The organism is Mesorhizobium sp. M0598 (assembly GCF_040320865.1).
Classification (GTDB): Bacteria; Pseudomonadota; Alphaproteobacteria; order Rhizobiales; family Rhizobiaceae; genus Mesorhizobium.
Genome location: NZ_JAMYQL010000004.1, coordinates 346,280 through 372,235, shown reverse-complemented (window position 1 = coordinate 372,235; position 25,956 = coordinate 346,280). Strand labels below are relative to the sequence as shown.

Annotated in this window: 21 protein-coding genes; 12 read left to right on the top strand and 9 right to left on the bottom strand. The window is 63.0% G+C overall.

Annotated elements, in window-relative coordinates; translation table 11 throughout:
• Positions 1-669: 669 nt before the first annotated feature.
• Positions 670-936: a DUF6894 family protein gene (locus NKI59_RS08570; RefSeq protein WP_156937357.1), complete on the bottom strand. Its 267-nt coding sequence runs from the start codon at positions 934-936 to the stop codon at positions 670-672.
• A 102-nt stretch (positions 937-1,038) separates the two neighbouring features.
• Complete coding sequence (locus NKI59_RS08565; protein WP_352448668.1) at positions 1,039-1,230, bottom strand: DUF3606 domain-containing protein; 192 nt, start codon at positions 1,228-1,230, stop codon at positions 1,039-1,041.
• A 423-nt stretch (positions 1,231-1,653) separates the two neighbouring features.
• Between NKI59_RS08565 and NKI59_RS08560 the strand changes: the two genes are divergently transcribed.
• The 3 genes from NKI59_RS08560 to NKI59_RS08550 all read left to right on the top strand — a co-directional run bounded on the left by NKI59_RS08560 (position 1,654) and on the right by NKI59_RS08550 (position 3,003).
• Entirely contained in the window at positions 1,654-1,953 is a 300-nt protein-coding gene (locus tag NKI59_RS08560; RefSeq protein WP_352703562.1) for a DUF1236 domain-containing protein, read from the top strand.
• Between the two features lie 87 nt (positions 1,954-2,040).
• Positions 2,041-2,481: a hypothetical protein gene (locus NKI59_RS08555; protein ID WP_352703560.1), complete on the top strand. Its 441-nt coding sequence runs from the start codon at positions 2,041-2,043 to the stop codon at positions 2,479-2,481.
• A 180-nt stretch (positions 2,482-2,661) separates the two neighbouring features.
• Positions 2,662-3,003: a hypothetical protein gene (locus NKI59_RS08550; RefSeq protein ID WP_292663955.1), complete on the top strand. Its 342-nt coding sequence runs from the start codon at positions 2,662-2,664 to the stop codon at positions 3,001-3,003.
• A gap of 64 nt (positions 3,004-3,067) precedes the next feature.
• Here the strand turns inward: NKI59_RS08550 and ggt are convergent, their stop codons facing one another.
• The 3 genes from ggt to NKI59_RS08535 all read right to left on the bottom strand — a co-directional run bounded on the left by ggt (position 3,068) and on the right by NKI59_RS08535 (position 8,952).
• On the bottom strand, positions 3,068-4,804 hold the full coding sequence (gene ggt, locus NKI59_RS08545) for a gamma-glutamyltransferase (protein WP_352703558.1): 1,737 nt from the start codon (positions 4,802-4,804) through the stop codon (positions 3,068-3,070).
• A gap of 573 nt (positions 4,805-5,377) precedes the next feature.
• On the bottom strand, positions 5,378-6,670 hold the full coding sequence (gene rhaI / locus NKI59_RS08540) for an L-rhamnose catabolism isomerase (RefSeq protein WP_352703555.1): 1,293 nt from the start codon (positions 6,668-6,670) through the stop codon (positions 5,378-5,380).
• Between the two features lie 179 nt (positions 6,671-6,849).
• Entirely contained in the window at positions 6,850-8,952 is a 2,103-nt protein-coding gene (locus NKI59_RS08535) for a bifunctional rhamnulose-1-phosphate aldolase/short-chain dehydrogenase (protein WP_352703554.1), read from the bottom strand.
• 187 nt (positions 8,953-9,139) lie between these two features.
• Between NKI59_RS08535 and NKI59_RS08530 the strand changes: the two genes are divergently transcribed.
• The 7 genes from NKI59_RS08530 to NKI59_RS08500 all read left to right on the top strand — a co-directional run bounded on the left by NKI59_RS08530 (position 9,140) and on the right by NKI59_RS08500 (position 16,511).
• On the top strand, positions 9,140-9,949 hold the full coding sequence (locus tag NKI59_RS08530) for a DeoR/GlpR family DNA-binding transcription regulator (RefSeq protein ID WP_352703552.1): 810 nt from the start codon (positions 9,140-9,142) through the stop codon (positions 9,947-9,949).
• A gap of 55 nt (positions 9,950-10,004) precedes the next feature.
• Positions 10,005-11,000, top strand: a complete 996-nt coding sequence (gene rhaS, locus NKI59_RS08525) for a rhamnose ABC transporter substrate-binding protein (protein ID WP_352448664.1) — start codon at positions 10,005-10,007, stop codon at positions 10,998-11,000.
• An 83-nt stretch (positions 11,001-11,083) separates the two neighbouring features.
• On the top strand, positions 11,084-12,625 hold the full coding sequence (locus tag NKI59_RS08520) for a sugar ABC transporter ATP-binding protein (RefSeq protein WP_352541323.1): 1,542 nt from the start codon (positions 11,084-11,086) through the stop codon (positions 12,623-12,625).
• Positions 12,622-13,599: an ABC transporter permease gene (locus tag NKI59_RS08515; protein ID WP_352684495.1), complete on the top strand. Its 978-nt coding sequence runs from the start codon at positions 12,622-12,624 to the stop codon at positions 13,597-13,599. The genes NKI59_RS08520 and NKI59_RS08515 overlap by 4 nt, the downstream gene beginning before the upstream one ends.
• 226 nt (positions 13,600-13,825) lie before the next feature.
• Positions 13,826-14,827, top strand: a complete 1,002-nt coding sequence (locus NKI59_RS08510; protein ID WP_352703550.1) for an ABC transporter permease — start codon at positions 13,826-13,828, stop codon at positions 14,825-14,827.
• Positions 14,827-15,144 (top strand): L-rhamnose mutarotase, encoded by a 318-nt coding sequence (gene rhaM / locus NKI59_RS08505; protein ID WP_352703548.1) that lies wholly within the window; start codon positions 14,827-14,829, stop codon positions 15,142-15,144. The genes NKI59_RS08510 and rhaM overlap by 1 nt, the downstream gene beginning before the upstream one ends.
• Positions 15,141-16,511 carry an FGGY-family carbohydrate kinase gene (locus NKI59_RS08500; RefSeq protein WP_352703546.1) on the top strand — a complete coding sequence of 457 codons (1,371 nt, stop codon included), beginning with the start codon at positions 15,141-15,143 and terminating at the stop codon, positions 16,509-16,511. Before rhaM ends, NKI59_RS08500 begins: the two co-directional genes overlap by 4 nt.
• Before the next feature lie 36 nt (positions 16,512-16,547).
• On the opposite strand, the gene NKI59_RS08495 is transcribed toward NKI59_RS08500, so the two are convergent.
• Positions 16,548-17,798: a D-amino acid dehydrogenase gene (locus NKI59_RS08495; protein WP_352703544.1), complete on the bottom strand. Its 1,251-nt coding sequence runs from the start codon at positions 17,796-17,798 to the stop codon at positions 16,548-16,550.
• A gap of 43 nt (positions 17,799-17,841) precedes the next feature.
• A complete protein-coding gene (gene galE / locus NKI59_RS08490; protein ID WP_352703542.1) occupies positions 17,842-18,837 on the bottom strand; it encodes a UDP-glucose 4-epimerase GalE in 996 nt (331 codons plus the stop codon).
• 265 nt (positions 18,838-19,102) lie between these two features.
• Between galE and hemA the strand changes: the two genes are divergently transcribed.
• A complete protein-coding gene (hemA, locus tag NKI59_RS08485; protein WP_352703598.1) occupies positions 19,103-20,380 on the top strand; it encodes a 5-aminolevulinate synthase in 1,278 nt (425 codons plus the stop codon).
• Between the two features lie 150 nt (positions 20,381-20,530).
• On the opposite strand, the gene NKI59_RS08480 is transcribed toward hemA, so the two are convergent.
• Together NKI59_RS08480 and mscL are read right to left on the bottom strand one after the other, a co-directional pair.
• Positions 20,531-21,697 carry a pyridoxal phosphate-dependent aminotransferase gene (locus NKI59_RS08480; protein ID WP_352703539.1) on the bottom strand — a complete coding sequence of 389 codons (1,167 nt, stop codon included), beginning with the start codon at positions 21,695-21,697 and terminating at the stop codon, positions 20,531-20,533.
• A 111-nt stretch (positions 21,698-21,808) separates the two neighbouring features.
• The gene (gene mscL, locus NKI59_RS08475; RefSeq protein ID WP_352635705.1) at positions 21,809-22,231 is read right to left on the bottom strand and encodes a large conductance mechanosensitive channel protein MscL; all 423 of its coding nucleotides are present in this window, start codon (positions 22,229-22,231) and stop codon (positions 21,809-21,811) included.
• A gap of 233 nt (positions 22,232-22,464) precedes the next feature.
• Here mscL and NKI59_RS08470 point away from each other — a divergent pair, with 233 nt between their 5' ends.
• On the top strand, positions 22,465-25,953 hold the full coding sequence (locus tag NKI59_RS08470; RefSeq protein WP_352703537.1) for a PAS domain-containing hybrid sensor histidine kinase/response regulator: 3,489 nt from the start codon (positions 22,465-22,467) through the stop codon (positions 25,951-25,953).
• The last annotated feature ends 3 nt before the right edge of the window (positions 25,954-25,956 follow it).

Sequence of the window (25,956 nt, the reverse complement as noted above, 5' to 3'; positions counted from 1 at the left end):
TCCAGGCGCAACAAGGATAGAATGGCCTTTCGTCCGAAATCTGCAGGGAACACCGGCCGCTGAATCGAGAGCGAGCGCTGCGTCCAATTTCCGCCGTCGGGGCGTCCGGTGCATCGTCAGAATGAATGAATGCCTCGGGTCAGCCGCTGGGCAGGCGAACTGCTGGGGAGGGCTCTGCAATGGTGCGGCTTCCGCGATCACGCAATTACCTGCTGCGCCAACGCGGCTACTATCTGGCTGCGGCGGACCTGATTTCCGCTTGGCCGGCGCTGCGTCAGGGCACCTTACCCCATGCCACACGAAGCAGCGCCGGCCAGAATTCCATCGATTGCGTGATGACCGACCCGCGTCAAAAAAGCCCGCCGCCCTGTCGGACGACGGGCTCCGTTGCCTGGGCGCCAGGGCGCCACGGTAGCGACTGATGTTACTAGTGCTCCCGCAGGTCTCCAATATGCTTCCGCCGCATGGCGTTTCGCATCGGCTAAACAAACGAAGCCCGCGCCTCTGGCGGAGGGCGCGGGCCGATCGGGTTGCACCCGATCTGCAGCAGAATCCTGGGAGGTTCCCGCTGCTTAAGATAACAATTAGAGATTTCTAATGTTCCGCGCCAGGGGAAGATGCCGCTGCACCAGAAATCTGATGATGGTCGGCGCGATGATGATCGAGCCGTCAGTTCGTGCGCAAGTCGATCTGGAAAATCCGCTCGTCGAAGTGCCGCGTTTCAACGGCAAAGGTCAAAGCCACTTCAAGGACCAGACCGCCACGGTCGTCCCGGACCTTGACTGCAATCCTGCGATGAGGAAGGCCATCCCTGGCCATCTCGGCCAATGTGCGAAGGGCTTCTTTCCTGAGCAGCGGGAGATCGTCATATAACGTTCCCTGATCGTCGGAATAGACGATTCCGTCTTCATCGGAATCGAAGAAGTAGCGGGGCATTGCGCTTGGCCGAAGCGGCGGCATCCGGGCACGTTGTCGATAGCTGGCCGGATCTCGGCCGATCGCGATCAGTGCCTCTCCACCGTTGGCTTCGCCGCCAGTTCACTTGCGCTCGCGCAATGCCTTCACCGCCTGCGAGAGGATCATCCGGTCGCCGCCGGTCCTTTTGATCAGCTTGCTCACCTGGCTGGGCGAAACACCATTTTCCCGCGCGAAATGTTCGACCTCATAATATTCATCCGCCGAAACGCGATTGCGGTCGCTGAAGTCTCGCTTGCTCTTGTCATCGGCCATTTCCGCTCTCCTCGCCCCTTCTCTTCGCTTCAGGGGGGTCAACTTTGGTGCACACAGCAATTTGAGGGTTCGCCCGCCACAAAGTGACGCGCGAACCCTTATCGGCGCAGGAAGGGACAGGGCTGCGCAGATGCCGGGTTCGATCGGAATGGAAACAGCCAGGACCGGTGCGAGCAACCGTCGACCTTTTCCATGGAATCCTCCCGGAACGTGCAGCCAGCAACGGCCACGCGCCGCCACGGTTCCGGGTCAGGCGGCAAACCCACCCTTTGCGCGCAAGGATCAGACTTAGGTCCTGCGGCAACACGTCGGTTGGTCCCTGCCGGGCGGGACCGAAGCCCCGTCGACGGAACGTTTTCAGCTGCCTTCCGTTCGAGTGAGCCTTGGCCTGAAGAGCGGACCGAGTTCGCAAAGGAGACGACCATGAGAATGCATCTTTCCACCGCGGCGGCGGGATTTCTGCTGCTGGCAGGCATCGGCGCCGCTGCGGCGCAAGACGTTGTCATCGAACCGCAGCAGGAAACGGTCATCAAGGAGTATGTGAAGAAGCAGCCGCTGGCCTCGGTGAAAATCCCTGGGGTGGAGCTCAATATCGGCTCGACGCTTCCCGATACCGTCGAGCTTCATGAAGTCCCCAGCGTCAAATACCGCTATGTCATCGTCGACAACCGCACCGTCGTCGTCGACCCAGGCACGCGCAAGATCGTCAAGATCATCGAGTGACGTGAAAGCTCGGGCAGTCGTCGCTCAGCAGGAACCCGCCGTACCGTCGAGGGCCGGGGGGCCTCACAGGCAGTTTCAATGCGAACAATGAGCAGACTTTTTGATTCCCATGACCAGGCGGCGCGTGCCGTCGAAGCGCTTCAGGCGGCAGGGATCGCCCGCCACGAAATCAGTGTCATCGGACCCTATGATGACGAAATCGGCGCCGTCTTGCGGGGTCCAGGCACCGGTGCCGCCCTTGGCGCGGCGGCGGGTTTGTTGGCCGGCCTCGGCGCCTTCGATATCCCCGGCATCGATCCCCTCGGCGCGGGATGGCTGGCATCGGCCCTCGTCGGTGCAGCCCTGGGCTGCGTTGCCGACAGACTTTTCGGGACATCGTCCGGTACCGGCAAGCAGCCAGGCCAGACGAATGCCGCACCAGGTGTGATCCTGGTGCTGGCGCATGTCGATGAAAGGCAGGCAGACAGCGCACAGGCGGTGCTTGGGGCTTCCGTTCAGGCAACGCAATCCTTGGCCAGGGCGGCATGAAGATTCACCTCGGGCAAAGCGCTTGACCAGGCCGCGCAGCGGAGCGGGATCCAAGCGCGAATTCAAAAATCTCTGGCAAGCCGCCGCCAGAAAGTGTTGAACACCGTGCCGATCACATTCGGCGAGCGGTTGCGCTCGGTGAGGCTTGATGATTTGCTGTCGGTTTGCGGAGAACGAATAATGCATGAGCCTGTCGGTCAAGACGAATATGGGTCGACCAGCCCGTTCGATCCGGACGATCTGTCGAGGTTGAACGCGATCGGCCCGAGCGCCGGCAGCAACGATTTCGAAAAATACGCAGTCGCCGTAATCATCGTGTTCGGCGCCCTGATCATCGGTGGCCTGATGGCTGCCGGCTTGAGCTTCGGGCGCCGCAGCACCTTCTTTTTCGCGCTTGGTGGCGCCACTGCAGCATGGATATCCGGCAATGCGCTTCTGCTCGACCGGCCGCGCATCTACGCGCTGTTCGTCGGCATCGCGGCGCTGATGCTGATTGCGTCGACGATCGCGCTGGTCACCTGAAGCAAGGCGCAATCTTCTTGTTGACCATGATCTTATCCGAAAACCGGTTCCCACTTTTTGGGGTTTAATACCCGATAGCCTTGCCGGCTGCGGCGCGGCTGTCGATGGCGCCATTGTAGCGGGCGCCGCCACCCTTCTCGATTTCCGCCAGGCTCTTGCCGCCGACCAGGATGCCGGCCGCCTGGCCCCAGGTCGTGTCGGCAAGATCGAGGCGGTAGCCCATGCCGGTAAGCAGCTTTTCGGTATCGGGCGACAGGCCGAAAGGTTCGATATAGACCGTGTCGGGCAACCATTGGTGATGGATGCGCGGCGCGTCGATGGCTTCCTGGATGTTCATGCCGTGGTCGATGACGTTGACGATCGCCTCCAGCGTGATGGTGATGATGCGTGAACCGCCGGGGCTGCCGATGACCATGAACGGCTTGCCGTCTTTGGCGAGGATGGTCGGGCTCATCGACGACAGCGGCGTCTTTTTCGGCGCAATCGCATTCGCCTCGCCCTGGACCAGGCCATAGAGATTGGGCACGCCGGGTTTCTGGGTGAAATCGTCCATCTCGTTGTTGAGCAGGATGCCGGTGCCGGCGGCGACAACGCCGGCGCCGAAAGAGCCGTTCAGCGTGTAGGTTACCGCGACGGCATTGCCATCATTGTCGATGATCGAAAAATGCGTCGTCTCGTTGCTCTCGCCAAAGCCCTTCGGCATCAATTCCTGCGAGACGCCGGCCCGGAACGGATCGATCTTTTCGCGAATTTCCCTGGCGTAATTCTTGTCGAGCAGTTTTGCGACCGGATTGTCGATGAAACCGGGATCGCCGAGCGCCGAATTGCGGTCGACATAGGCGTGGCGCATCGCCTCGACCATGACGTGAACCGTCTCGGCCGAACCGGCGCCGAGATAGGACAACGGATAGAACTCAAGCACGTTGAGGATCTCGCAGATGATGACGCCGCCGGAGCTCGGCGGCGGCGAGGAAATGATCTCGTAGCCGCGGTAATTGCAGGTCGCCGGCTTGAGCTCGCGCACCGCATAGTTTTCGAAATCAGCCCTGGCCAGAATGCCGCCCTTCTCGCCACTCGCCTTGACGATGGCGTCGGCGGTCGCGCCTTTGTAGAAGGCATCCGCCCCGCGTTCGGAAATGGCGGCAAGCGACGCCGCGAGATCGGGCTGAACAAGGCGCTCGCCGACAGCATAAGGCTTGCCGTCCGGCTTGAGGAAAATGGCCGCCGCCGCTGGGTCCCTCGCCAACCGCTCCGCGCCGCCCTGGAGCGAGGCCGCATCGCCCTGCTCCAGCACGAAGCCTTCTTTGGCAAAGCGGATGGCCGGCGCCAGCAAGTCCTGCCGCGACAGCGTGCCGTATTTCTCCCGCGCCATTTCGAAACCAGCGACCGAGCCCGGCACGCCGACCGCCAGATAGCCGTCGAGACTGGCGCCTTTTATCGGCTTGCCGTCCTTGTCGAGATACATGGTTTTGGTCGCGGCCAGCGGCGCGCGCTCGCGAAAATCGAGGAAGGTCGAGCGGCCGTCCTTGAAGCGGATGGTCATGAAGCCGCCACCGCCGATATTGCCGGCGGTTGGATAGACCACGGCCAGCGCATAGCCGACGGCGACCGCGGCATCGACCGCGTTGCCGCCCTGCTTCAGCACCTCGACGCCGACCTCAGACGCAAGATGCTGGGCGGTCACCACCATGCCGTGCTCGCCCTTCGCCGGCTGCGGCGAGGCGGCATAGGCGAGGAACGGGACAAAGCTCAACGTGAGGGAAAGGCTGACGGCGATCAGCGTTCGGCGGGGGTTGTGCATGGCCGTTCTCCGAGGCGTGGGGGTGTGCCTAGGAAACGCGCTTGGAGCGGTTGAGTCTACTGCGAAGATCGAAAGAATCGGGAGGGTTCGCACGCCTGTGCCGGTTCGCCTCGCAACCGCCGTTGCAATCTTCGGCGACTGCAACGGCATGGATCCTAGGGTCTCCGCTACGTCGCTTCGCTCCTGCTCCGCCCTAGGATGACGAAGGGAGGGAGGGATCGGCTAATCCCGAAAGTTTGCGATTTGCCAGCAGCCGCCAGCCTGCAACGTTTGCCATTGCCATCAGCCGCCAATCCCCAACATCTGCGATTAGCTGTAGGCCCTCACGCCTTCGTCATCCTAGGGCGGAGCAGGAGCGAAGCGACGTCGCGGAGACCCTAGGATCCATGCCGTTACTTCTGAGCGCCGCAGCGTTGGAAACAAGGCCACGCTTCATCGCGGCTCCCAGAATTTTCACGTTACAGCAATTTTGTTCTTGCTTTGTGCCGGCAGCTATGCTACTAACCTAGCTGTGGTGCTAATTGGCTCCAACGACCCGCCCTTCGTGGCGGGTTTTTCATTTTCACCCCAACATCAAACAATCCCGCCGCCGACGCTCGCCACCGCCGGCCGTTCGGCTGCGACCTTCGCTCGGTAGCCGGCGGCGCGGTAGGCGGCGACCGGATCGATGGCGCCGCCGGTCTTCAGCCGCACCATGGCAAGGATCGGCTCGACGTCGGTGCGATAGGCTGTCTTCAGCGTCTGCGTCGCCATCAGCGCGTCATTGGCGTCCTGGAAGCCTTCGAGCGCCTTGCGGTCGACCAGCAGCGCCTGGGCATAGGCGCGCTGCACCTCGACCGCCGACAACATCAGGCTTTCTATCGGATCGGTGACGTTATGGCTCTGGTCGAGCATGTGGGCCGGATCGAAACCTTCGGCACCGGCAAGCTCGGCATCGACCAGTTCATTGAAGACGAGGAACAGCCGGTAGGGATCGATCGAGCCGGCGTCGAGATCGTCGTCGCCATATTTCGAATCGTTGAAATGGAAGCCGCCAAGTTTCTTGAACTGGATCAGTCGCGACACGATCATCTCGATGTTGACGTTGGGGGCGTGATGGCCAAGGTCGACCAGACAGAACGCCTTGTCGCCAAGCTCTTTGGCGATGATGTAGTTGGTGCCCCAATCCTGCACGACGGTCGAATAGAAGGCCGGCTCGTACATCTTGTGCTCGGTGAACAGTTTCCAGCCGTCCGGCAGTCCGGCATAGATCTCCTTCATCGCGTCGAGATAGCGCTCGAATGCCTTGGCGAAATTGACCTGGCCGGGAAAGTTCGAGCCGTCACCGATCCATACTGTGAGCGCTTTGGAGCCCAGCGTCCTGCCGATCTCGATGCATTCGAGATTGTGCTCGACCGCCTGCCGGCGTGTTGCTGCATCGGCATGCGACAGCGAGCCGAATTTATAGGAAAGTTTTTGGTCCCTGGCGTCGGAGAAGGTGTTGGAGTTGATGGCGTCGAAGCCGAGGCCGAAGCGGGATGCCGCCTGCTTCAGCCGGTTCGGATCGGCCTTGTCCCAGGGAATATGCAGTGAGACGGTCGGCGTCGCCTGCGTCAATTGCCGGATGACGGCGCAGTCCTCGATCTTGTCGAAAATGTCACGCGGCTCTCCGGCGCCGGGAAAGCGGGCAAAGCGGGTGCCGCCGGTGCCGACGCCCCAGGACGGGATGGCGACGGCGAATTTCTCGACCTTGTCGCGGATGGCGTCGATGGCGATGCCGCGGCGGTCGAGGCGCTCGCCGAGAGACTCGTAGTCGCGCTTGAGATTGGCGTTGCGCGCGGCATTGTCTTTCTCGACAACATCGGCGGAGATGATGGTTTCGGACACTAAAGTTTCCTCCCAAATGCGTTCGGTTGGCGCTGCCCCTCACCCTTACCCTCTCCCCGTAAAAAACACGGGGAGAGGGGGATCACCGGCGTTGTAGCGCTTCCCTTCTCCCCGTCACTATACGGGGAGAAGGTGCCGGCAGGCGGATGAGGGGCAGCGCAACCCTCAAAGACGGTCGCTTATCGCGTAAAACTCTGTGCGTTGCCGGCGTCGACGTTGATGATGTTGCCGGTCGATTTGGCCGACATATCGGAGGCGAAGAAATAGATCGCCTCGGCGATGTCTTCGGGGAACACCGACCGCTTGAGCATCGAACGCGAGCGGTAGTGCTCCTCGAGATCGTCGGTCGACATCTTGTAGGCGGCGGCGCGCTGTTCCTTCCATTCGCCGGTCCAGATCTTCGAGCCGCGCAGCACAGCGTCGGGGTTGACGACATTGACCCTGATCTGCGCTTCCGCGCCTTCCAGCGCCAGGCAGCGTGCCAGATGGATTTCGGCGGCCTTGGCAGTGCAATAGGCGGCGGCGTTTGGCGATGCGGCAAGCCCATTCTTGGAGGCGACGAAGACGACGTTGCCGCCGATCTTCTGCGCCCGAAACAGCCGGAACGCCTCCCGCGAAACCAGGAAATAGCCGGTCGACAGGATGTCCATGTTCTTGTTCCACAGCGTCAGCGTGGTGTCCTCGATCGGGGCCGAGGAGGCCAGGCCGGCATTGGAGACCAGAATATCGATGCCGCCGAATTCGACCGCCGTTTCGACAAAGCCGGAGATCACCTGATCCTCGGACGTGACGTTGATGACTACGGGCCGCACGAAATCCTTGCCATAGGCCTTGGCAAGCTCGTCATTGGCGCTGGCAAGGGCTGCTTCGTCGATATCGGCCAGCACGACGCACGCGCCCTCGCGCAGCAGCCGGTTGGCGGTGGCCCGGCCGATGCCGCCGGCGCCGCCGGTGACCAGCGCAATCTGGCCGGCAAGAGCCTTTGGTTTCGGCAGGCGCTGCAGCTTTGCCTCTTCGAGCAGCCAGTATTCGATGTCGAAGGCTTCCTGGTCGGGCAGGCCGACATAGGTCGAGACCGTCGAGGCACCGCGCATGACGTTGATGGCGTTGACGTAGAATTCGCCCGATATGCGCGCCGTCGCCTTGTCGCAGGCGAAGGTGAACATGCCAACGCCGGGCATCAGATAGACGACGGCGTTCGGATCGCGCACCGGTGGCGAATCCGCGTGCTTGCAGCGGTCATAATAGGCCTGATAGCCGACGCGATACTCCGCCACATCATCGGCAAGACGGGCAATGACGGCATCGACGTCGGGATTTTGGGAGTCGAACTCGATGACCAGCGGCCGGATCTTGGTGCGCAGGAAGTGGTCCGGGCAGGACGTGCCGAGTGCCGCCAGCGGCCGCAAATCCCTGGAATTGACGAATTCGAGCACGGCAGGGGAATCGTCGAAATGGCCGAGCTTGTGGCTGTTCTCCGAGATCAGGCCACGGATCCTCGGCATCAGTTTTGCGGCCACGGCGCGACGCGCAGACGCATCGAGGGATTTGACGACTTCGCCGCCGAAAATCGGCTTGCCCTGGCTCTTGCGCTCGAACCAGTCGATCGCCTGGTTGATCACCGAGATCGTCGTCTCGTAGCATTCCTTCGGCGTGTCGCCCCAGCTGAACAGGCCATGACTGGCCAGTACGACACCCTTGGCTTCGGGGTTTTCGCGGCAGAATTTCTCCAGCCACAGGCCGAGCTCGAAGCCCGGGCGTTTCCATGGCAGCCAGCCGATCGTGTCGCCGAAGATCTCCTTGGTCAGCGCCTGCGAATCCTTGGCGGCGGCAATGGCGATGATGGCATCGGGATGCAAATGGTCGACATAAGGCTTCGGCACGAAGGCATGCAGCGGCGTGTCGATGGAAGCCGCGCGCGGGTTGAGGTTGAAGGTGCAATGGGGCAGATAGCCGACCATCTCGTCTTCACGTTCGAGGCCGCGATAGAGACCTTTCAGCGCGCGCAATTTGTCCATGTAGAGCGTGGCGAAGCCGTCGAGCTTGATCGAGGCGCTGTCGCCGCCCGAGCCCTTGACCCACAGCACTTCCACGCTCTCGCCGGTGAGCGGATCGTTTTGCCAGATCTTGGAGGAGGTGTTGCCGCCGCCATAATTGGTGACGCGCTTGTCGGAGCCAAGAACATTCGAGCGATAGACCAGACGTTCGGGCTCGCTCATTGCTTGCGCTTTTGCGTCATCCCAAAGATTGGCGAGGCGCGTGCCGGAGCGCTTGTCGAGCATAGGTATCCTCCCTTTGGGACACGCAAACGGCGCGGGTCCCTTTTGTACGAATTTCTACACAAGCGGCGGTCTTGTCAATCACAAACGATCAACATCAATCATATTGCATTGCACAATGAAATTATCTGATCGGAAATGATTGACACTGCGCGCTTTGGGTGACTAGATGCTCAGGCAGGGAGGAACCATGCACGAGAAAGAGCGCCACAGGATCATTCTGTCCGCCGTCCAGGAAAAACCTGTGGTGACGGTGCAGGAGATGGTCGACCTGACGGAGTCGTCGGAGGCGACGATCCGGCGCGACATCGCGGCATTGCATGTGCAAAAACGGCTGCGCCGGGTGCGCGGCGGGGCCGAGGCGCTTTCGCCGCCGCAGTTCATCGGCCTTGCCGGCCGGCCCTTTTCCGTCAACGAGACGATCAACGCTTCGCAGAAGCGGGCAATCGCGCGGGAAGCCGTGGATCTGTGCAAGGACGGCGAGCCGATCATCATCAATGGCGGCACCACCACCTTCCAGATGGTGCATTTCCTGACCGGCCGCCGCATGCCGATCTTCACCAATTCCTTCCCGATCGCGGAGCACTTGCTCAGGCACTCCAAGAACACGGTGATGCTGTCGGGCGGCACCATCTACCGCGAGCAGAACATCATCCTGTCGCCGTTCGACAATGACGTGACGCGCAATTTCTACGCGCGCCGCATGTTCATGGGCGCGCAAGGGCTGGGGCCGCTCGGTCTTATGGAAGGCGATCCGCTGCTGATCCAGGCCGAGCAGAAACTGATCGACCAGGCAGACGAATTGGTGGTGCTGGTCGATTCCTCGAAGTTCCGCAAACGCTCGAGCCTGATCCTGTGCGGCCTCTCGCGCCTCGCCACGGTGATCACCGACGACGCCATCGAGGATCGCGAAGCCAAGATGCTGGAGACCGCCGGCGTGACGCTGATCATCGCCCGCACAACGGCAACCAGCAAGGAAGAATCTTCGCTGCAGGCCTGAGAACCACTCACGCCCGCAGCGGCGATGGAATGCAACGCTCAAGGGAGGATATTCGATGAGCTTTCTGAAGAAATTGATGGTTACGGCGGCGTTCTCCGCCGCCATGTTCGTGAATGCCGCCTACGCCGAAAACGTCAAGATCGCGCTGGTGGTGAAGTCGCTCGGCAACGGCTTCTTCGACGCCGCCAACAAGGGCGCCGAAGAGGCGGCCAAGGAGCTCGGCGATGTCGACATCATCTACACCGGCCCGACCAAGGCGACCGCCGAAGCGCAGATCGAAGTGGTCAATTCGCTGATCGCCCAGAAGGTCAATGCCATTGCCATTTCGGCGAACGACGCCGACGCGCTGGTGCCAGTGCTGAAGAAGGCGATGCAGCGCGGCATTACCGTTATCTCGTGGGATTCAGGCGTCGCGCCGGAAGGACGCCAGCTTCACCTCAACCCCTCCGATACCAACCTGATAGGTGAGACCATCATCAAGCTGGCCGCCGACTACCTGCCGGAAGGCGGCGATGTCGCCATCCTGTCAGCTTCTTCGACCGCGACCAACCAGAATGCCTGGATCGACGCGGCCAAGAAGGTGCTGCCGGAGAAGTTCCCCAAGATCAAGCTCGTCGCCACCGTCTATGGCGACGACGACTCGGCCAAGAGCACGGACGAAGCCAAGGGCCTGCTGAAGTCCTATCCGAACCTCAAGGCGATCATCGCACCGACCACGGTCGGCGTCGTTGCCGCCGCGCAGGTGGTGACCGATGAAGGCCTGATCGGCAAGGTCAACGTCACCGGCCTGGCGCTGCCGTCGGAGTTCAAGAAGTTCATCGACAATGGCGCCAGCCAGGCGGTTGCGCTGTGGAACCCGATCGATCTCGGCTACTCCGCCGTCTACCTCGCCCACGACCTGGCGGTGAAGAAGGAAGAGGCCAAGCCCGGTGCTACGCTGTCGATCGGCCGCGTCGGCAAGGTCACGCTCGACGACACCAACTCGGCTGCGATGGCTCCGCCCTTCCAGTTCGACAAGTCGAACATCGAAAAGTTCTCCAAGATCTATTGATCCTGGAACCTTCGAAACGGTGCGGCGGGGCTCAGGTTCCGCCGCGCTTTCAAACGAACCTTGCTACAGGGCTTGATACGATTATGGACACGACAGCCCAGCACGAAGTGGCAAATGAAGCGCCTTTGTCATCCGGACCGCGCCTGACGCTGTCCGGCATCTCGAAAAGCTTTCCCGGCGTGCGGGCGCTGCACAATGTCGGCCTGTCGCTCTATCCCGGCCAGGTAACCGCGCTGATCGGCGAAAACGGTGCCGGCAAGTCGACGCTGGTCAAGATCATGACCGGCATCTACCAGCCGGATGCTGGCACGATCAGCATCGACGGCCAGCCGGTCACACTGCCCAGCGCCCACGCCGCGTTCGGGCATGGCATCACCGCCATCCACCAGGAAACCGTGCTGTTCGACGACCTGACGGTGGCCGAAAACATCTTCCTCGGCCATGCGCCGCGCACGCGTTTCAAAACCATCGACTGGCGCACCATGCGCAAGAATGCCCGCGAGGTGCTCGACACGATGGGCGCCGGCCATATCGACGCCGACGCCAGGCTGAAGGATCTCGGCATTGCCAACAAGCACTTAGTCGCGGTTGCCCGCGCCATGTCCATCGACGCGCGGATCGTCATCATGGACGAGCCGACGGCGGCGCTTTCGATGAAGGAGATCGAAGAGCTTTTCCTGCTGATCGAATTCCTCAAGAGCGACGGCAAGGCGATCCTGTTCATCAGCCACAAATTCGATGAGATCTACCGCATCGCCGACCGCTATACCGTGTTCCGCGACGGCGAGATGGTCGGCGAAGGCCTGATCAAGGACGCCGGCCAGAGCCAGATCGTGCGCATGATGGTCGGCCGCTCGGTCGATCACATCTTTCCGCAGCGCAAGGCCGAGATCGGCGCGCCGGTGCTGGCCGTCTCCGGCCTGTCGCACCCGACCGAGTTCGACGACATAGGCTTCGAGCTGCACAGGGGCGAAATCCTCGGCTTCTACGGCCTTGTCGGCGCCGGGCGCAGCGAGGTGATGCAGGCGATATCAGGCATCACCCGCACCAGCGGCGGCACGATCACGCTGGAGGGTAAGGCAATCGCGCCGAAATCGGCGGCGGATTCGATCGACGCCGGCATCGTCTATGTGCCGGAGGAGCGCGGCAAGCAAGGCGTGGTGATCGGCCTGCCGATCTTCCAGAATGTCTCGCTGCCCTCGCTCAAACGGACATCCAAATCCGGCATATTGCGGCTGGCCGAAGAGTTCGCGCTGGCCCGCTCCTACACCGAGCGGCTCGATCTGCGCGCCTCCTCGCTCAGCCAGGACGTCGGCACGCTGTCGGGCGGCAACCAGCAGAAGATCGTCATCGCCAAATGGCTGGCGACCGCGCCCAAGGTGATCATCCTAGACGAGCCGACCAAGGGCATCGACATCGGCTCGAAGGCGGCCGTGCACGGCTTCATGGCCGAGCTCGTCGCGCAGGGCCTGTCGGTGATCATGGTGTCGTCCGAATTGCCGGAAATCCTCGGCATGTCGGACCGCGTCGTCGTTATGCGCGAGGGCCGCATTGCCGCGGTCTACGACAATAAAGGGCTCGACGCCGAAACCTTGGTCAGGACGGCAGCGGGGATCGCGGCATGAAGGCTCTTCTCAAACATCGCGAGGTCTGGCTGCTGGCGGCAATCGTCGTGCTGATCGGGCTGATCTCCACGCGGTTTCCAGGTTTTGCCGATCCGGCCAACCTGCGCCAGGTGTTCAACGACACGTCGATCCTGATGATCCTGGCGCTCGGCCAGATGGTCGTCATCCTGACCCGCTCGATCGACCTGTCGATGGCTTCAAATCTCTGCTTCACCGGCATGGTGGTGGCAATGCTGAACGCCGCGCATCCGGCGATCCCGATCCCGCTGCTGATCGTCATCGCACTTCTGGTCGGCCTGGTGCTCGGCGCCATCAACGGCCTGCTGGTATGGCGGCTGAACATTCCCTCGATCGTGGTAACGCTCGGCACCCTCACCATCTACCGCGGCGCCACGTTCGTCATTTCAGGCGGCGCCTGGGTCAACGCCGACCAGATGAGCGCTGATTTCATCGGGTTGCAGCGCGCGGCTTTCCTCGGCATTCCGGTACTGTCGTGGATCGCCCTGCTGGTTATTGCGCTGTTCTTCCTCGTGATGACGCGCACCGCGCTCGGCCGTTCGATCTATGCCATCGGCGTCAACCCGACCGCATCGGTCTATGCCGGCATCGATGTCGGCCGGACGAAATTCACCGTCTTTTGCATTTCGGGGATGATCGGCGGCCTCTGCGGCTATCTCTGGATTTCGCGCTACGTCATCGCCTCGGTCGAGGTCGCGAATGGCTATGAGCTCAATATCATCGCCGCCTGCGTCATCGGCGGCATTTCGATTGCCGGCGGCATCGGTTCGGTCGGCGGCGCGGTGCTCGGCGCGCTGTTCCTCGGCATCATCTCCAACGCGCTGCCGGTGATCAACATCTCACCCTTCTGGCAGATGGCGATTTCAGGCAGCGCCATCATCCTGGCCGTGGTGCTCAACGCGCGCGGCGAACGCCGGCAAGGCCGCATCATTCTCAAAAAGGCGGAAGCGGCATGACCGAGACTCTCTTTTGTTTCTCCAGGATGATCGGCCTGTTGCCGTCCGCAACAGGCCTGTCTCCTGCGTGTGCGCTGCCCCTCATCCGCCTGCCGGCACCTTCTCCCCGTATAGTGACGGGGAGAAGGGACACTGCCGCAACGCTGGCGATCTCCCCTCTCCCCGTCTCTATACGGGGAGAGGGTAAGGGTGAGGGGCGGCGCCAACCTTCGACGGGTGTTGCCACGTGACCGACACCCCTGCCCCACGCCACATTCCCGATCGGCTCGACAAGCCGCTGATGTCGGCGATCTTCTCATGGGAGGCGCTGCTGGTCGTCGTGGCGGTTGCCATCTTTGCCGTCAACAGCTTTGCCTCGCCCTACTTCCTCGACGCGTGGTCGTTGTCGGACCTAACCTTCAACTTCACGGAAAAGGCGCTGATCGCGCTGGCCATGGCGCTGCTGATCATCTCCGGCGAAATCGACCTGTCGGTGGCCGCCATCATCGCGCTGGCGTCGACAATGATGGGCATGGCGGTGCAGGCCGGCGCCGGCATGCCTGAACTGGTGGCAATCGGCCTCGTCGTCGGGCTCGGCTGCGGCGCCTTCAACGGACTGCTCGTCACCAGGCTGGGCTTGCCGTCGATCGTCGTCACCATCGGCACGATGAGCCTGTTTCGCGGCATTGCCTTCATCATCCTCGGCGACCAGGCCTACAAGGGCTATCCCGCGAGTTTCGCCTTCTTCGGCCAGGGCTATGTCTGGTGGGTGGTGTCGTTCGAACTGACGCTTTTCCTGATCGCGGCAGTCGTCTACTGGTTCCTTCTGCACCGGACGAGCTTCGGCCGCCGGGTCTTTGCCATCGGCAACAACCCGGTCGCGGCGCAGTTTTCCGGCGTACGCGTCGGCCGTATCAAATTCATCCTGTTTTGCCTGACCGGCCTGATGGCGGGCATCGCCTCGGTGCTGATCACATCGCGGCTCGGCTCGACCCGGCCGTCCATCGCACAGGGCTACGAGCTGGAAGTCATCACCATGGTGGTGCTCGGCGGCGTCAGCATCCTGGGCGGCGCCGGCAGCATTCTGGGTGTGGTGCTGGCCGCCTTCATCATGGGACTGGTGACCTTCGGCCTCGGCCTGCTCAACGTGCCGGGGATCGTTATGTCGATCTTCATCGGCCTGCTGCTGATCATCGTTATCGCGCTGCCGATCCTGTGGCGGCGAGTGCGGCGGGAGCGCTTTGCCTGATGCCGGAGAAATACGCGTTCAAGATGAAGCTCAATCCGGGCATGAAGGCCGAATACAAGAGGCGCCACGACGACATCTGGCCGTCGCTGGTCGCGCTGCTCAAACAGGCCGGTATCTCCGATTACTCGATCCATCTCGACGAAGAGACCAACACCTTGTTCGGCGTGCTGTGGCGCCGTGACGACCACGGCATGGACGAATTGCCGAAGCATCCGGTGATGCAGCGTTGGTGGGCCGAGATGGCGGACATCATGGAGACCAAGCCGAACAACGAGCCGGTGGCGCTGCCGCTGGAAACAATGTTCCATATGGAATGACCCGCCACGTCGCCGTCATCGATATCGGCAAGACCAACGCCAAGGTGGCGCTGGTCGATCTTGCCGCAGCAAGCGAAGTCGCGCTGCGCAGGATGGTGAACGAGCCGGTTCGGCAAGGCCCGTACCCGCACCATGACGTCGAGCGGTTATGGGCGTTTATCCTTGGCAGCCTGGCCGAGATCGATCGCGAACAGCGCATCGATGCGATATCGATCACCACCCATGGCGCTACGGGCGTGCTGGTCGACGCATCAGGCGAACTGGCGCTGCCGGTGCTCGACTACGAATTCGACGGGCCGGATGCCCTTGCCGGGGACTATGACACGATCCGCCCGGCGTTCTCCGAGACCGGCACGCCGCACCTGCCGGCCGGCCTCAATCTCGGCGCGCAGCTGTTCTGGCAGCAGAAGCGCTTTCCGGCGGATTTCGCCAGAACCGCAGCGATCCTGATGTATCCGCAATACTGGGCCTTGCGCCTGACCGGCATCGCCGCCAGCGAGGTGACTTCGCTCGGCTGCCACACCGATCTGTGGAACCCGTGGAAAGCGGATTTTTCGTCGCTGGTCGACCGGCTGGAATGGCGCCGGCTAATGGCGCCGGTGCGGCCGGCCAAGGACCGCCTGGGCCCGATCCTGCCCGCTCTCGCGCGGCAAACCGGCCTCGACCCGCAAACGCCGGTGTTTTGCGGCCTGCACGATTCCAACGCCTCGCTGCTGCCGCATCTCCTGTCCGACAAGCCGCCTTTCTCCGTGGTCTCGACCGGCACCTGGGTGGTGTCGATGGCGGTTGGCGGCAACAAGATCGCGCTCGACCCGGCACGCGACACGCTGGTCAATGTCAACGCGCTCGGCGATCCCGTGCCGTCGGCGCGCTTCATGGGTGGCCGCGAGTTTTCCGTGCTGACCGAGGGCCAATCGGAGAACTGGACGGAAGACGATGTTGCCACGGTGCTGGCGCGCAAGACGTCCCTATTGCCCTCGACCCAACAGGGTTCGGGGCCGTTTCCGCATCATACCGCATCATGGCTTAACGCGGACGGTATGAGCGTCGGCCAGCGCTTTGTCGCCATCTCGTTCTACCTGGCGCTGATGACCGCGACCTGCCTCGACCTGATCGGCGCGGACGGTCCCACCATCGTCGAAGGACCCTTCGCCCGCAACCGGCTGTTCACCCGTATGCTGGCTGCGGCGGCGGCGCGCGCCGTCATTGCCTCCGAGGCTGCGACAGGCACCAGCATCGGCGCCGCCTTGCTGACGTCGGACCAGGGGACACCGCAAGGCAGAGGCGAAAGGACCGAACCGTCGGCCGATCCACTCTGGACAAGTTACGTGCGCTCCTGGCGTTCGGCGGTCGACGAACGAGCCTGACCGCCGAGCTCATGGCGCCCTGATGTCTGGAGATGCCTAGTTCCTGTAGAGCAATCCTTGCGGATCGATCTCCGGCTTGCGGCCGGCGACCACGTCAGCAAGGAATTTTCCCGAACCGCAGGCCATGGTCCAGCCGAGATGGCCGTGGCCGGTGTCGAGGTAGAGATTGTCGTACCGCGCCCGTCCGATGACCGGCACGGAGTTCGGCATCATCGGGCGAAGTCCAGCCCAGAGCTCAGCCTTGCTCTCGTCGAAAGCGCCGGGGAACAGGTCCTTGCCGGTGTTCAGGATCGAGTTGAAATCGCGTGGCTTGAACGTGCGGTCGAACCCGGTGAACTCCGCCGTCGAGGACATCCGCAGCCGATTTCCCAGCCTGGAATAGCCGATCAGCCGGTCCTCGTCGGCGCCGCCCATGATCGGCCCCTTGCTTTCATCTTCCAGCGGAACAGTCACGGTATAGCCCTTCACGGGATAGACGGGCAGATCGATGCCGTAGCGGCGGCCGAGCAGACCGCTCTCCGGCCCCATGGAAATGACCACCGCGTCACCGGCGACCGGGCCGGCCGAGGTCATCACGGCGCGCACCCGGTCGCCGTCGATGTCGAGACCTTCGACCGTGGTGCCGTAGAGGAATTGGACGCCGAGTTTCTCGGCGGCATAGGCAGCGAGGCGCTGCGTGAATTGGCTGGAGTCGCCGGTCTGGTCGATCGGCGAATAGACGCCGCCGGCTATCTTGTCCTTGGCGCCGGCAAGGCCGGGCTCGAGCTCGACCAGCCGGTCGCGGCCGACGATCTCGATCGGCAGGCCGTGTTCGCCGAGATAGCGATAATTGTCGGTGCCGGTATCAAAGCTCTGCTGCGAGCGGAAGAAATAGAGAATGCCCTTCTTGCGCTCGTCATAGTGGATGCCGGTTTCGGCCGAGACGGCGTTGATGCAGTCGCGCGAATAGAACGCCAGACGCAGCTTGACGTCGGTGTTGGCGCGCATGCGCTTATGCGTGCACTGGCGCAGGAAGCGCAGGCTCCAGGCGAAAAAATACGGATCGAAGCGCAGCCGCACCTTGATGCCGAGATCGTGGTTGTAGAGGCCGCGCAGGAACGTCTTCAGCGCGGCTGGCGAGGCCCAGGCGGTGGCATCCCCGGGCGACACCAGGCCGGCATTCGACCGGCTGGTGCCGCGTGCCGCCGCCGGATGGCGCTCGATCACCGTCACCTCATGGCCGTCGCTGGCCAGATAATAGGCCGCCGCCGTACCGACGACGCCGGCCCCAAGCACTAGGATTTTCATTCCGCCCCCAGCGCGCTGAACCAACCTTTGCGGAGAGCCCACTTCACCCCAGAGCCGAATTCTTGCTGGTCAGGATGCGCTCCCAGGCAAGCGCATCGGCAACTATCTGGTCGAGGTTGTCGCGCTGCGGGGTCCAGCCGAGCTCGCCGCGCGCCAGCTCCGAATTGGCGACGACCGCGGCGGCGTCGCCGGCGCGGCGATCGCCCATCCGTACCTCGAAATCATGGCCGAAGACGCGGCGGACGCTGTCGATGACCTCGAGAACCGAATAGCCGTGGCTGTAACCACAATTGGCGACCAGGCTCGATCCGCCGGCACGCAGCCGCTGAAGCGCCAGCCGATGCGCCGCCGCCAGGTCGCTGACGTGGATATAGTCGCGCATGCAGGTACCGTCCGGCGTCGGATAGTCGGTGCCGAACACCTGCATGAAGGGGCGCTTGCCGAGCGCCGTCTCGCAAGCGACCTTGATCAGATGCGTGGCACCGGGCGTCGACTGGCCGGTGCGACCCTTCGGATCGGCGCCGGCGACGTTGAAATAGCGCAGCGCCGTATAGCGCAACCCATGGGCAATCGCCGCGTCGCGCAGCATCCATTCGCTCATCAGCTTGGACAGGCCATAGGGCGATTCCGGCGCAAGCCGGGCATCCTCGCGCACCGGCTCCAGGCCGGCGCCGCCATAGACGGCGGCGGTCGAGGAAAAGATGAAATTGGGTACGCCTTCGCGCACCGCGGTCTCGATCAGGGAGCGCGTCTTGCAGGTGTTGTTCTCGTAATAGGCAAGCGGGTCGGCGACCGATTCGGGGACCACGATCGAGCCGGCGAAATGGATGATCGCGTCGACCTTATTGTCGCGAATGATCGAGGCGACCAGTTCCCTGTCGGCGACGTCGCCGACGACGAGCTTTGCTTCCGGGGCCACCGCCCATTCAAAGCCGGTGGAAAGCCGGTCGAGGACGACGACGTTGTCGCCCGTGTCCAGCAATTCCCAGACCATATGGCTACCGATATAGCCGGCACCGCCTGTCACCAAAACCGTCATCCGCATCCTCGCTATTCATGATTTGTCGGAACTGTCTCAATCGTCGCCGTACTGGAAAATCTGCCGCCAGGCCATTAAAACCTGCGGTAACCAGTCTCATCGGCGCGTGGCATTGTCCTGAAACAAGCTTGATCCACATCAAGGGAATAGGCCACGTTCCGTGGTCGTTAGGAACAGGCTCGGGGCGTGGCATTTTGACCAAAAAGGCCAGGTGGACGACGAATGGGCCAATGACTATCATCCCGCGCAAAACTGGGAAGGCGACATGAACTATCAGCGGTTTTTCGAGGAAGCGATCGACCAGCTCCATGCGGAGCGTCGCTACCGCGTCTTCGCCGACCTTGAGCGTATTGTCGGGAAATTCCCGCGCGCCATCTGGCGCGCCAATGGCCGCGCCGAGGAAATCACCGTCTGGTGCTCCAACGACTATCTCGGCATGGGCCAGCATCCCGACGTCATTGCCGCGTTCCAGAAGGCGGCAGGCAAGATGGGGTCGGGGGCCGGCGGCACCCGCAACATCTCCGGCACCAGCAACCCGCTGGTCGAGCTCGAACTGGAGCTGGCCGACCTGCACGACAAGGAAGCCGCACTGGTTTTCACCTCCGGCTTCGTTTCCAACGAGGCGTCGATCTCGACCATTGCAAAGCTGCTTCCCAATTGCCTGATCATCTCGGACGAGCTCAACCACGCTTCGATGATCGAGGGCGTGCGGCGCTCGGGCGCCGAGAAGAAGATCTTCCGCCATAACGACGTCGCGCATCTCGAAAGCCTGCTGCAGACGGCCGGCCGCGAGCGCGCCAAGCTGATTGTCTTCGAGAGCGTCTATTCGATGGACGGCGACATCGCGCCGATCAAGCAGATCGTCGATCTCGCCGAGCGTTACAACGCCATGACCTACATCGACGAGGTCCACGCCGTCGGCATGTACGGGCCGCGCGGCGGCGGCATCACCGAGCGCGAAGGGCTGGCCGACCGCATCGACATCATCGAGGGCACACTGGCCAAGGCGTTCGGCACGCTTGGCGGCTACATCGCCGGCAACACTGCGGTGATCGACGCGGTGCGCTCCTATGCGCCGGGCTTCATCTTCACCACGGCGTTGCCGCCGGCGATCGCTGCCGCGGCAACCACCTCGATCCGCCATCTCAAGCGCTCGCAGGCCGAGCGCGATGCGCAGCAGCGCCAGGCGACGCGGACCAAGCAAGTGCTGGCCGCAGCCGGCCTGCCGGTGATGGAATCGCCTACCCACATCGTGCCGCTTCTGGTCGGCGATCCCGAGCTCTGCAAGATGGCCAGCGACCGCCTGCTCGGTGTGCACGGCATCTATATCCAGCCGATCAACTACCCGACAGTGCCGCGCGGCACCGAACGGCTGCGCATCACGCCTACACCGTTCCATTCGGACGCGCTGATCGCGTCGCTGCAGGATGCGCTGGTCGAGACATGGGACGCGTTGGGGATTCCCTACGCTTCTGCCGGTCGGCCTTCGGTGGCCAAGAGCGACCGCGTCATTCCGTTGCTGGTGCCGAAGTCGGGCGGGTGAAGCCCGTTTGAAACTCTACTCCGGCGGCCATCTGACGCGGCTTTCTGCGCTTCCGGTGCTGACGGACCCAAATGTCCGCTGCGCTCCGGTTCTCGAAACCCACGCCAGCTGACTCGCCGGAGCGAGTTTCAACACGGGCTTCGAGGCAGCTCACACAGTCTTCATCCATTTCGCCAGCCTATGTGCGGCTTCCTCGAGCTGGTCGAGACGGCGGTGGAAGCACAACCTGAGGAAGGCTTCGCCGCCGGGGCCGAAGGCGGTGCCGGGAGCCAGGCCGACATTGGCGCGGTCGACCATGTCGAAGGCGGCGGCGCGGGAATCGGTGATGCCGTCGACCGCGAAGAACAGATAGAATGCGCCCTGCGGCACGGTGAACCGCGCCCTGCCGGTTTCGGCGAGAATGCCGCACACCAGGTCGCGCGCCGCCCTCGCCCGCTCCACCTGCTCGACGATGAAGGCGTCGCCCTCATCGAGGGCAACGACGGCGCCGCGCTGCATGAACTGCGCAACGCCGGAAGTCGAATACTGGACCAGGTTCTCGAACACCTGCTGCAAGGCGGGATGGATCTTGATCCAGCCGACGCGCCAGCCGGTCATCGCCCAGTTCTTGGAAAAGGAATTGACGAACAGGATGCGATCCTCATCGGCCATGATGTCGATGAAGGACGGCGCGCGACTATCGCCGTAATGAAACAGCGAATAGATCTCGTCGGCGATGATCCACAGGCCCCTTTCGCGGGCAAGGTCGAGGATCGCCTGCAGCGTCTCCTTGTCGGCGGTCCAGCCGGTCGGGTTGGACGGCGTGTTGACGAACAGCGCCTTGGTCCGCGGCGTGATCGCCGCTGCGATCTTGTCGACATCGCAGGACCAGCCATTGCCCGACTGGTCGAGCGTGACCGCGACCGGCACGGCGCCGGCGACGCCGGCGGCGGCGGCGAAGTTCGGCCATGCCGGCGACAGGTAGACGAGTTCGTCGCCCTTGCCGGCCACCGCATCGATGGCCATCTGGATGGCATGCATGCCGGAGCCGGTGACGATGAATTCCTCGTTGGCGAAAGTCTTGCCGAAATGCCTGGTGTAGTAGCGGGCGAGTGCCTGCCTGAGTTCGGGAATGCCCCGCTGCCAGGTGTAGAAGGTTTCGCCGCCGGCGAGTGCCTTGGCGGCGGCATCGGTGATGAAGGCAGGCGTCGGCAGGTCGCCCTCGCCGGCCCAGAGCGGGATCATGCCGTCGCGGCCGCGCCCACGGTTCATGACGGCGACAATGCCGCTTTCAGGCGCCGCCCGCGCTTCGGCGCGCAGAGTATCGATCAGGGTCATGGATGGGTCCGTTTTCGTTTGCTCGACAGCTAGCGTGTTTCAGGGCGGACGAAAACAGAAAACCCCGGTCGCTTGCGGCCGGGGTTTTGGTCCAGGGAATCTGTCTTCGAACTATTTCCTGGCGAGGAGATCGCGAATTTCGGTGAGGAGAGCGACGTCGGCCGGTGGCGGAGCGGCCGGCGCAGCTGGCTTCTCACGCTCTAGCCGTTTGCGCAGATTGTTCACCGCCTTGACCATCAGGAAGATGATGAAGGCGAGAATGAGAAAATTCAGTGCCACGGTGATGAAGCTGCCATAGGCGAAGACCGCGCCCTGTTTCTTTGCCTCAGCCAGCGATGTGGCGTTAACGGCCGAGGACAAGGGCAGAAAGTAGTTGTTGAAGTCCAATCCGCCCAAAATCGCCCCGATGACCGGCATGATGATGTCGTCGACCAGCGAGGTGACGATCTTGCCGAAGGCAGCGCCAATGATGACGGCGACGGCCAGGTCCATCACATTGCCCCTGGAAATGAATTCCTGAAATTCTTTCAGCATTCGACCCTCCTTGTCCTGACCGGCCGTGCTGCCGTCCACCCTTCGGCATCGACCGGCGGGCAGAATAGCAAAAACCTGCGGTTGCAACAGGAGCAAAAGCTGGTTTCAGCCGGTCACGATTGCCCGACGCAGCCGATATAATACGCCGAAAGCCGCGATGGACTTGATCGCCAAGCTGTGATTGCGTCTGCAAGGCCGGATGAAAAAACCGGCGCAGGGAGGAAGTTCGAGGCGTGCAGGGCTGGTTCATCGTCATCATCGCGATCGCCTATGTGACGTTGCTGTTTGCTATCGCCAGCCTGGGCGACCGGCGCTCGACGTCATCGGGGCCTGGCCGCGCCCGGCCCTTCATCTATGCGCTCAGCCTCGCGATCTACTGCACCTCCTGGACCTTCTTCGGCTCGGTCGGGCTGTCCTCCGAGCGCGGCCTCGAGTTTCTCGGCATCTATATCGGACCGGTGCTGGTGTTCGTGTTCGGCTTTCCGCTGCTGCAGCGCATCGTCAGGCTGGCCAAGACCGAGAAGATCACCTCGGTCGCCGACTTTCTCGGTGCCCGCTACGGCAAGAGCTTCGCTGTCGCGGCGATCGCTACGCTGATCGCGACCATCGGCGCCGTGCCCTACATCGCACTGCAATTGAAGGCGATCTCCGGCTCGGTCAGCCTGATGGTCGAGCACTATACCGGCTCGCCGCCGTCGTTCGATCCGTTCGTCAGTGACATCTCGCTGATCGTGGCCATGCTGCTGGCGCTGTTTGCGGTGCTGTTCGGCACGCGCCATGCCGATGCCACCGAGCACCAGGACGGGCTGGTGCTGGCTGTGGCGGTCGAGACCGTGGTCAAGCTCGCCGCCTTCCTGGCGATCGGCCTGATGGTCACGTTCCTGATCTTCGGCGGGCCAGGCGATATGTTCGAACAGCTCGCCGAAAACACGCAGGTGCGCCAGGCGATGGGCTACAACACCTCGCTCGCTACCTGGCTGGTGCTGACATGCCTGAGCGGCTTTGCCATCCTCATGCTGCCGCGCCAGTTCTACGTCACCATCGTCGAAAACCGCAGCGAGGCCGAGCTGCGCACCGCGACATGGGTGTTTCCGCTCTATCTGGTGGCAATCAACCTGTTCGTGCTGCCGATCGCATTGGCCGGCCTGGAACTGGTCGGCCCCAGGACCAGCAGCGACCTTTACGTGCTGTCGCTGCCGCTGTTCAGCGGCCACGACGTGCTGGCCATGGCCGCCTTCATCGGCGGGCTGTCGGCGGCGACCGCAATGGTGATCGTCGAAAGCGTCGCGCTGTCGATCATGATCTCCAACGACCTGGTCATTCCGCTGTTCGTGCGCCGGCTGCTGCGGACCACGACATCCGAGAACGAGGACTGGTCGACGCTCATCCTCAATGTACGGCGGGCGGCGATCTTCATCATGCTGTTCATCGCCTTTCTCTACTACCGCGAGAGCACCAACAGCGCGCGGCTGTCCTCGATCGGCCTGATGTCGTTCGCCGCGATCGCGCAGTTCGCGCCGGCAATGATCGGCGGCCTGGTCTGGCGCGGCGCCAACGGAAGGGGTGCCGCACTTGGCATGGTCGCCGGCATCGTCGTCTGGAGCTATACGCTGCTGCTTCCCTCGCTCGTCGCGCCCGATACCGGCATCCTCGTCCACGGCCTGTTCGGCTTCGATGCATTGCGGCCGCAGGCTCTTTTCGGCACCGTCGCCGAGCCGCTGAACCATGGCGTGCTGTGGAGCCTGTCGATCAACACGCTCTTTTTTGTGTTCGGCTCGCTGTCGCGCGCCTCTGTGCCGCTGGAACGCATCCAGGCGTCGATCTTCGTGCCGCGCGAAGCGGGTCCGCTGCCCAGCCTGCGCCGCTTCCGCACCACCATTACCGTCAACGACCTCAAGGACACGATCGCGCGCTATCTCGGTGTCGAACGGACCGAGCGGTCCTTTCAGTCGTTCGAAAAGAGCAGCGGCACTTCACTGCTCGGCAACGAACAGGCCAGCATGGATGTCATCCGCTTCTCCGAGCAGCTTCTGGCCAGTGCCGTCGGCTCATCCTCGGCGCGGCTGATCCTGTCGCTGCTGCTGCGCCGCAACGATCGCGAATCCAAGGACGCCTTCCGCCTGCTCGATGACGCCACCGAGGCGCTGCAGCACAATCGCGACCTGCTGCAGATCGCACTCGACCAGATGGAACAGGGCATCACTGTCTTCGACCGCGATTTCCGGTTGATCTGCTGGAACCGCCAGTACCGGGCGCTGTTCGACCTGCCCGACGAGATGGGCCAGGTCGGCGTCTCACTCGATCGTATCCTGCGCCACCTTGCCGAGCGCGGTGACATACCGGCAGACCAACGCGTCACCATGCTCAACCGCCTGACCAGCTTCGTCAGCCCATGGCAGATGGAGCTGAAGACAAGCGGGCGCATCCTGGAATTGCGCTCCAATCCGATGCCGGACGGCGGCATCGTCGCCACCTACGCCGACATTTCTGGACGTGTAGAGCAGGATCTGGCGCTTAAGCGCGCCAACGAATCCCTGGAACAGCGAGTGAAGAGCCGCACCGCCGAGCTCACCCGCGTCAATGAGGAGCTGGCGCAGGCGCAGATGCTGGCCGAGGAGGCCAATCTCGGCAAGACCCGCTTCCTCGCTGCCGCCGGCCACGACATCCTGCAGCCGCTGAACGCCGCCCGCCTCTATTGCTCGTCGCTGATCGAGAAGACCGGCAAGGGACCTGCCGGCAAGGCGGCGATGAACATCGAATCGTCGCTGGAATCGGTTGAGACCATCCTCGGCGCGGTGCTCGACATTTCGCGCCTCGATGCCGGCGCGATGAAGCCGGACGATACGAGCTTCGGCCTCGACGGGCTGCTGCGCCAGATCGGCAACGACTTCCGGCCGCTTGCCGCCGAAAAGAAGCTCGAACTCTCGATCATGCCGTCGTCGCTCAGCGTCATGACGGACCGCAATCTGCTGCGCCGGCTGATCCAGAACCTGGTTTCCAACGCCATCAAGTATACGCGCCGTGGCCGCATCCTGGTCGGCGTGCGGCGGCGCGGCGAACTGGCCGAGATCCAGGTTATCGACACCGGCATCGGCATTGCCGGCGACCAGCTGAACACCGTGTTTCGCGAATTCACCCGGCTGGACGAGGGCGCACGCGAGGCGGAAGGCCTCGGCCTTGGGCTCTCCATTGTCGACCGCATCGCCCGCGTCCTGCGCCTCGAAATCCGGATCTTCTCCAACCCAGGCAAGGGCACACGCTTTTCCGTGTTGCTGCCGGTGGTGGCCGTGCAGGCACCGCGGCGCGAGGCCGAGGCGACGGCGCCTGCCCGCGCCGCGGCCTCGCTTGCCGGGCTCAATGTGCTCTGCATCGACAACGACGCCCGCATCCTCGACGGCATGCGGCTGCTGCTCGAGGGTTGGGGCTGCAGCGTCGACACGCTTTCCGGCGCGGAGGATCTCGAGAGGTCCGGCATGCATCGGCCGGACATCGTGCTTGCCGACTATCATCTCGACAACAGGACCGGCCTCGAATTGATCGCCCAGTTGCGTGCGATCCACGGCGAGGACCTGCCGGCCGTGCTGGTCACCGCCGACCGCTCCAGCGAGGTTCGCGCCGCTGCCGGCAGGCTCGACGTGCCGGTGATCAGCAAACCACTGAAACCGGCGATGCTGCGCTCGATGATGGCCAGGGTCAGGCCGCTGGCGCCGGCGGCCGAATAGGAA

Excerpts from the sequence above, each read along its gene's own strand:
- NKI59_RS08570 (WP_156937357.1), bottom strand. The coding sequence starts at position 936 with ATGCCCCGCTACTTCTTCGATTCCGATGAAGACGGAATCGTCTATTCC.
- NKI59_RS08565 (WP_352448668.1), bottom strand. The coding sequence starts at position 1,230 with ATGGCCGATGACAAGAGCAAGCGAGACTTCAGCGACCGCAATCGCGTT.
- NKI59_RS08560 (WP_352703562.1), top strand. The coding sequence starts at position 1,654 with ATGAGAATGCATCTTTCCACCGCGGCGGCGGGATTTCTGCTGCTGGCA.
- NKI59_RS08555 (WP_352703560.1), top strand. The coding sequence starts at position 2,041 with ATGAGCAGACTTTTTGATTCCCATGACCAGGCGGCGCGTGCCGTCGAA.
- NKI59_RS08550 (WP_292663955.1), top strand. The coding sequence starts at position 2,662 with ATGCATGAGCCTGTCGGTCAAGACGAATATGGGTCGACCAGCCCGTTC.
- ggt (WP_352703558.1), bottom strand. The coding sequence starts at position 4,804 with ATGCACAACCCCCGCCGAACGCTGATCGCCGTCAGCCTTTCCCTCACG.
- NKI59_RS08535 (WP_352703554.1), bottom strand. The coding sequence starts at position 8,952 with ATGCTCGACAAGCGCTCCGGCACGCGCCTCGCCAATCTTTGGGATGAC.
- NKI59_RS08530 (WP_352703552.1), top strand. The coding sequence starts at position 9,140 with ATGCACGAGAAAGAGCGCCACAGGATCATTCTGTCCGCCGTCCAGGAA.
- rhaS (WP_352448664.1), top strand. The coding sequence starts at position 10,005 with ATGAGCTTTCTGAAGAAATTGATGGTTACGGCGGCGTTCTCCGCCGCC.
- NKI59_RS08520 (WP_352541323.1), top strand. The coding sequence starts at position 11,084 with ATGGACACGACAGCCCAGCACGAAGTGGCAAATGAAGCGCCTTTGTCA.
- NKI59_RS08515 (WP_352684495.1), top strand. The coding sequence starts at position 12,622 with ATGAAGGCTCTTCTCAAACATCGCGAGGTCTGGCTGCTGGCGGCAATC.
- rhaM (WP_352703548.1), top strand. The coding sequence starts at position 14,827 with ATGCCGGAGAAATACGCGTTCAAGATGAAGCTCAATCCGGGCATGAAG.
- NKI59_RS08500 (WP_352703546.1), top strand. The coding sequence starts at position 15,141 with ATGACCCGCCACGTCGCCGTCATCGATATCGGCAAGACCAACGCCAAG.
- NKI59_RS08495 (WP_352703544.1), bottom strand. The coding sequence starts at position 17,798 with ATGAAAATCCTAGTGCTTGGGGCCGGCGTCGTCGGTACGGCGGCGGCC.
- galE (WP_352703542.1), bottom strand. The coding sequence starts at position 18,837 with ATGACGGTTTTGGTGACAGGCGGTGCCGGCTATATCGGTAGCCATATG.
- hemA (WP_352703598.1), top strand. The coding sequence starts at position 19,103 with ATGAACTATCAGCGGTTTTTCGAGGAAGCGATCGACCAGCTCCATGCG.
- NKI59_RS08480 (WP_352703539.1), bottom strand. The coding sequence starts at position 21,697 with ATGACCCTGATCGATACTCTGCGCGCCGAAGCGCGGGCGGCGCCTGAA.
- mscL (WP_352635705.1), bottom strand. The coding sequence starts at position 22,231 with ATGCTGAAAGAATTTCAGGAATTCATTTCCAGGGGCAATGTGATGGAC.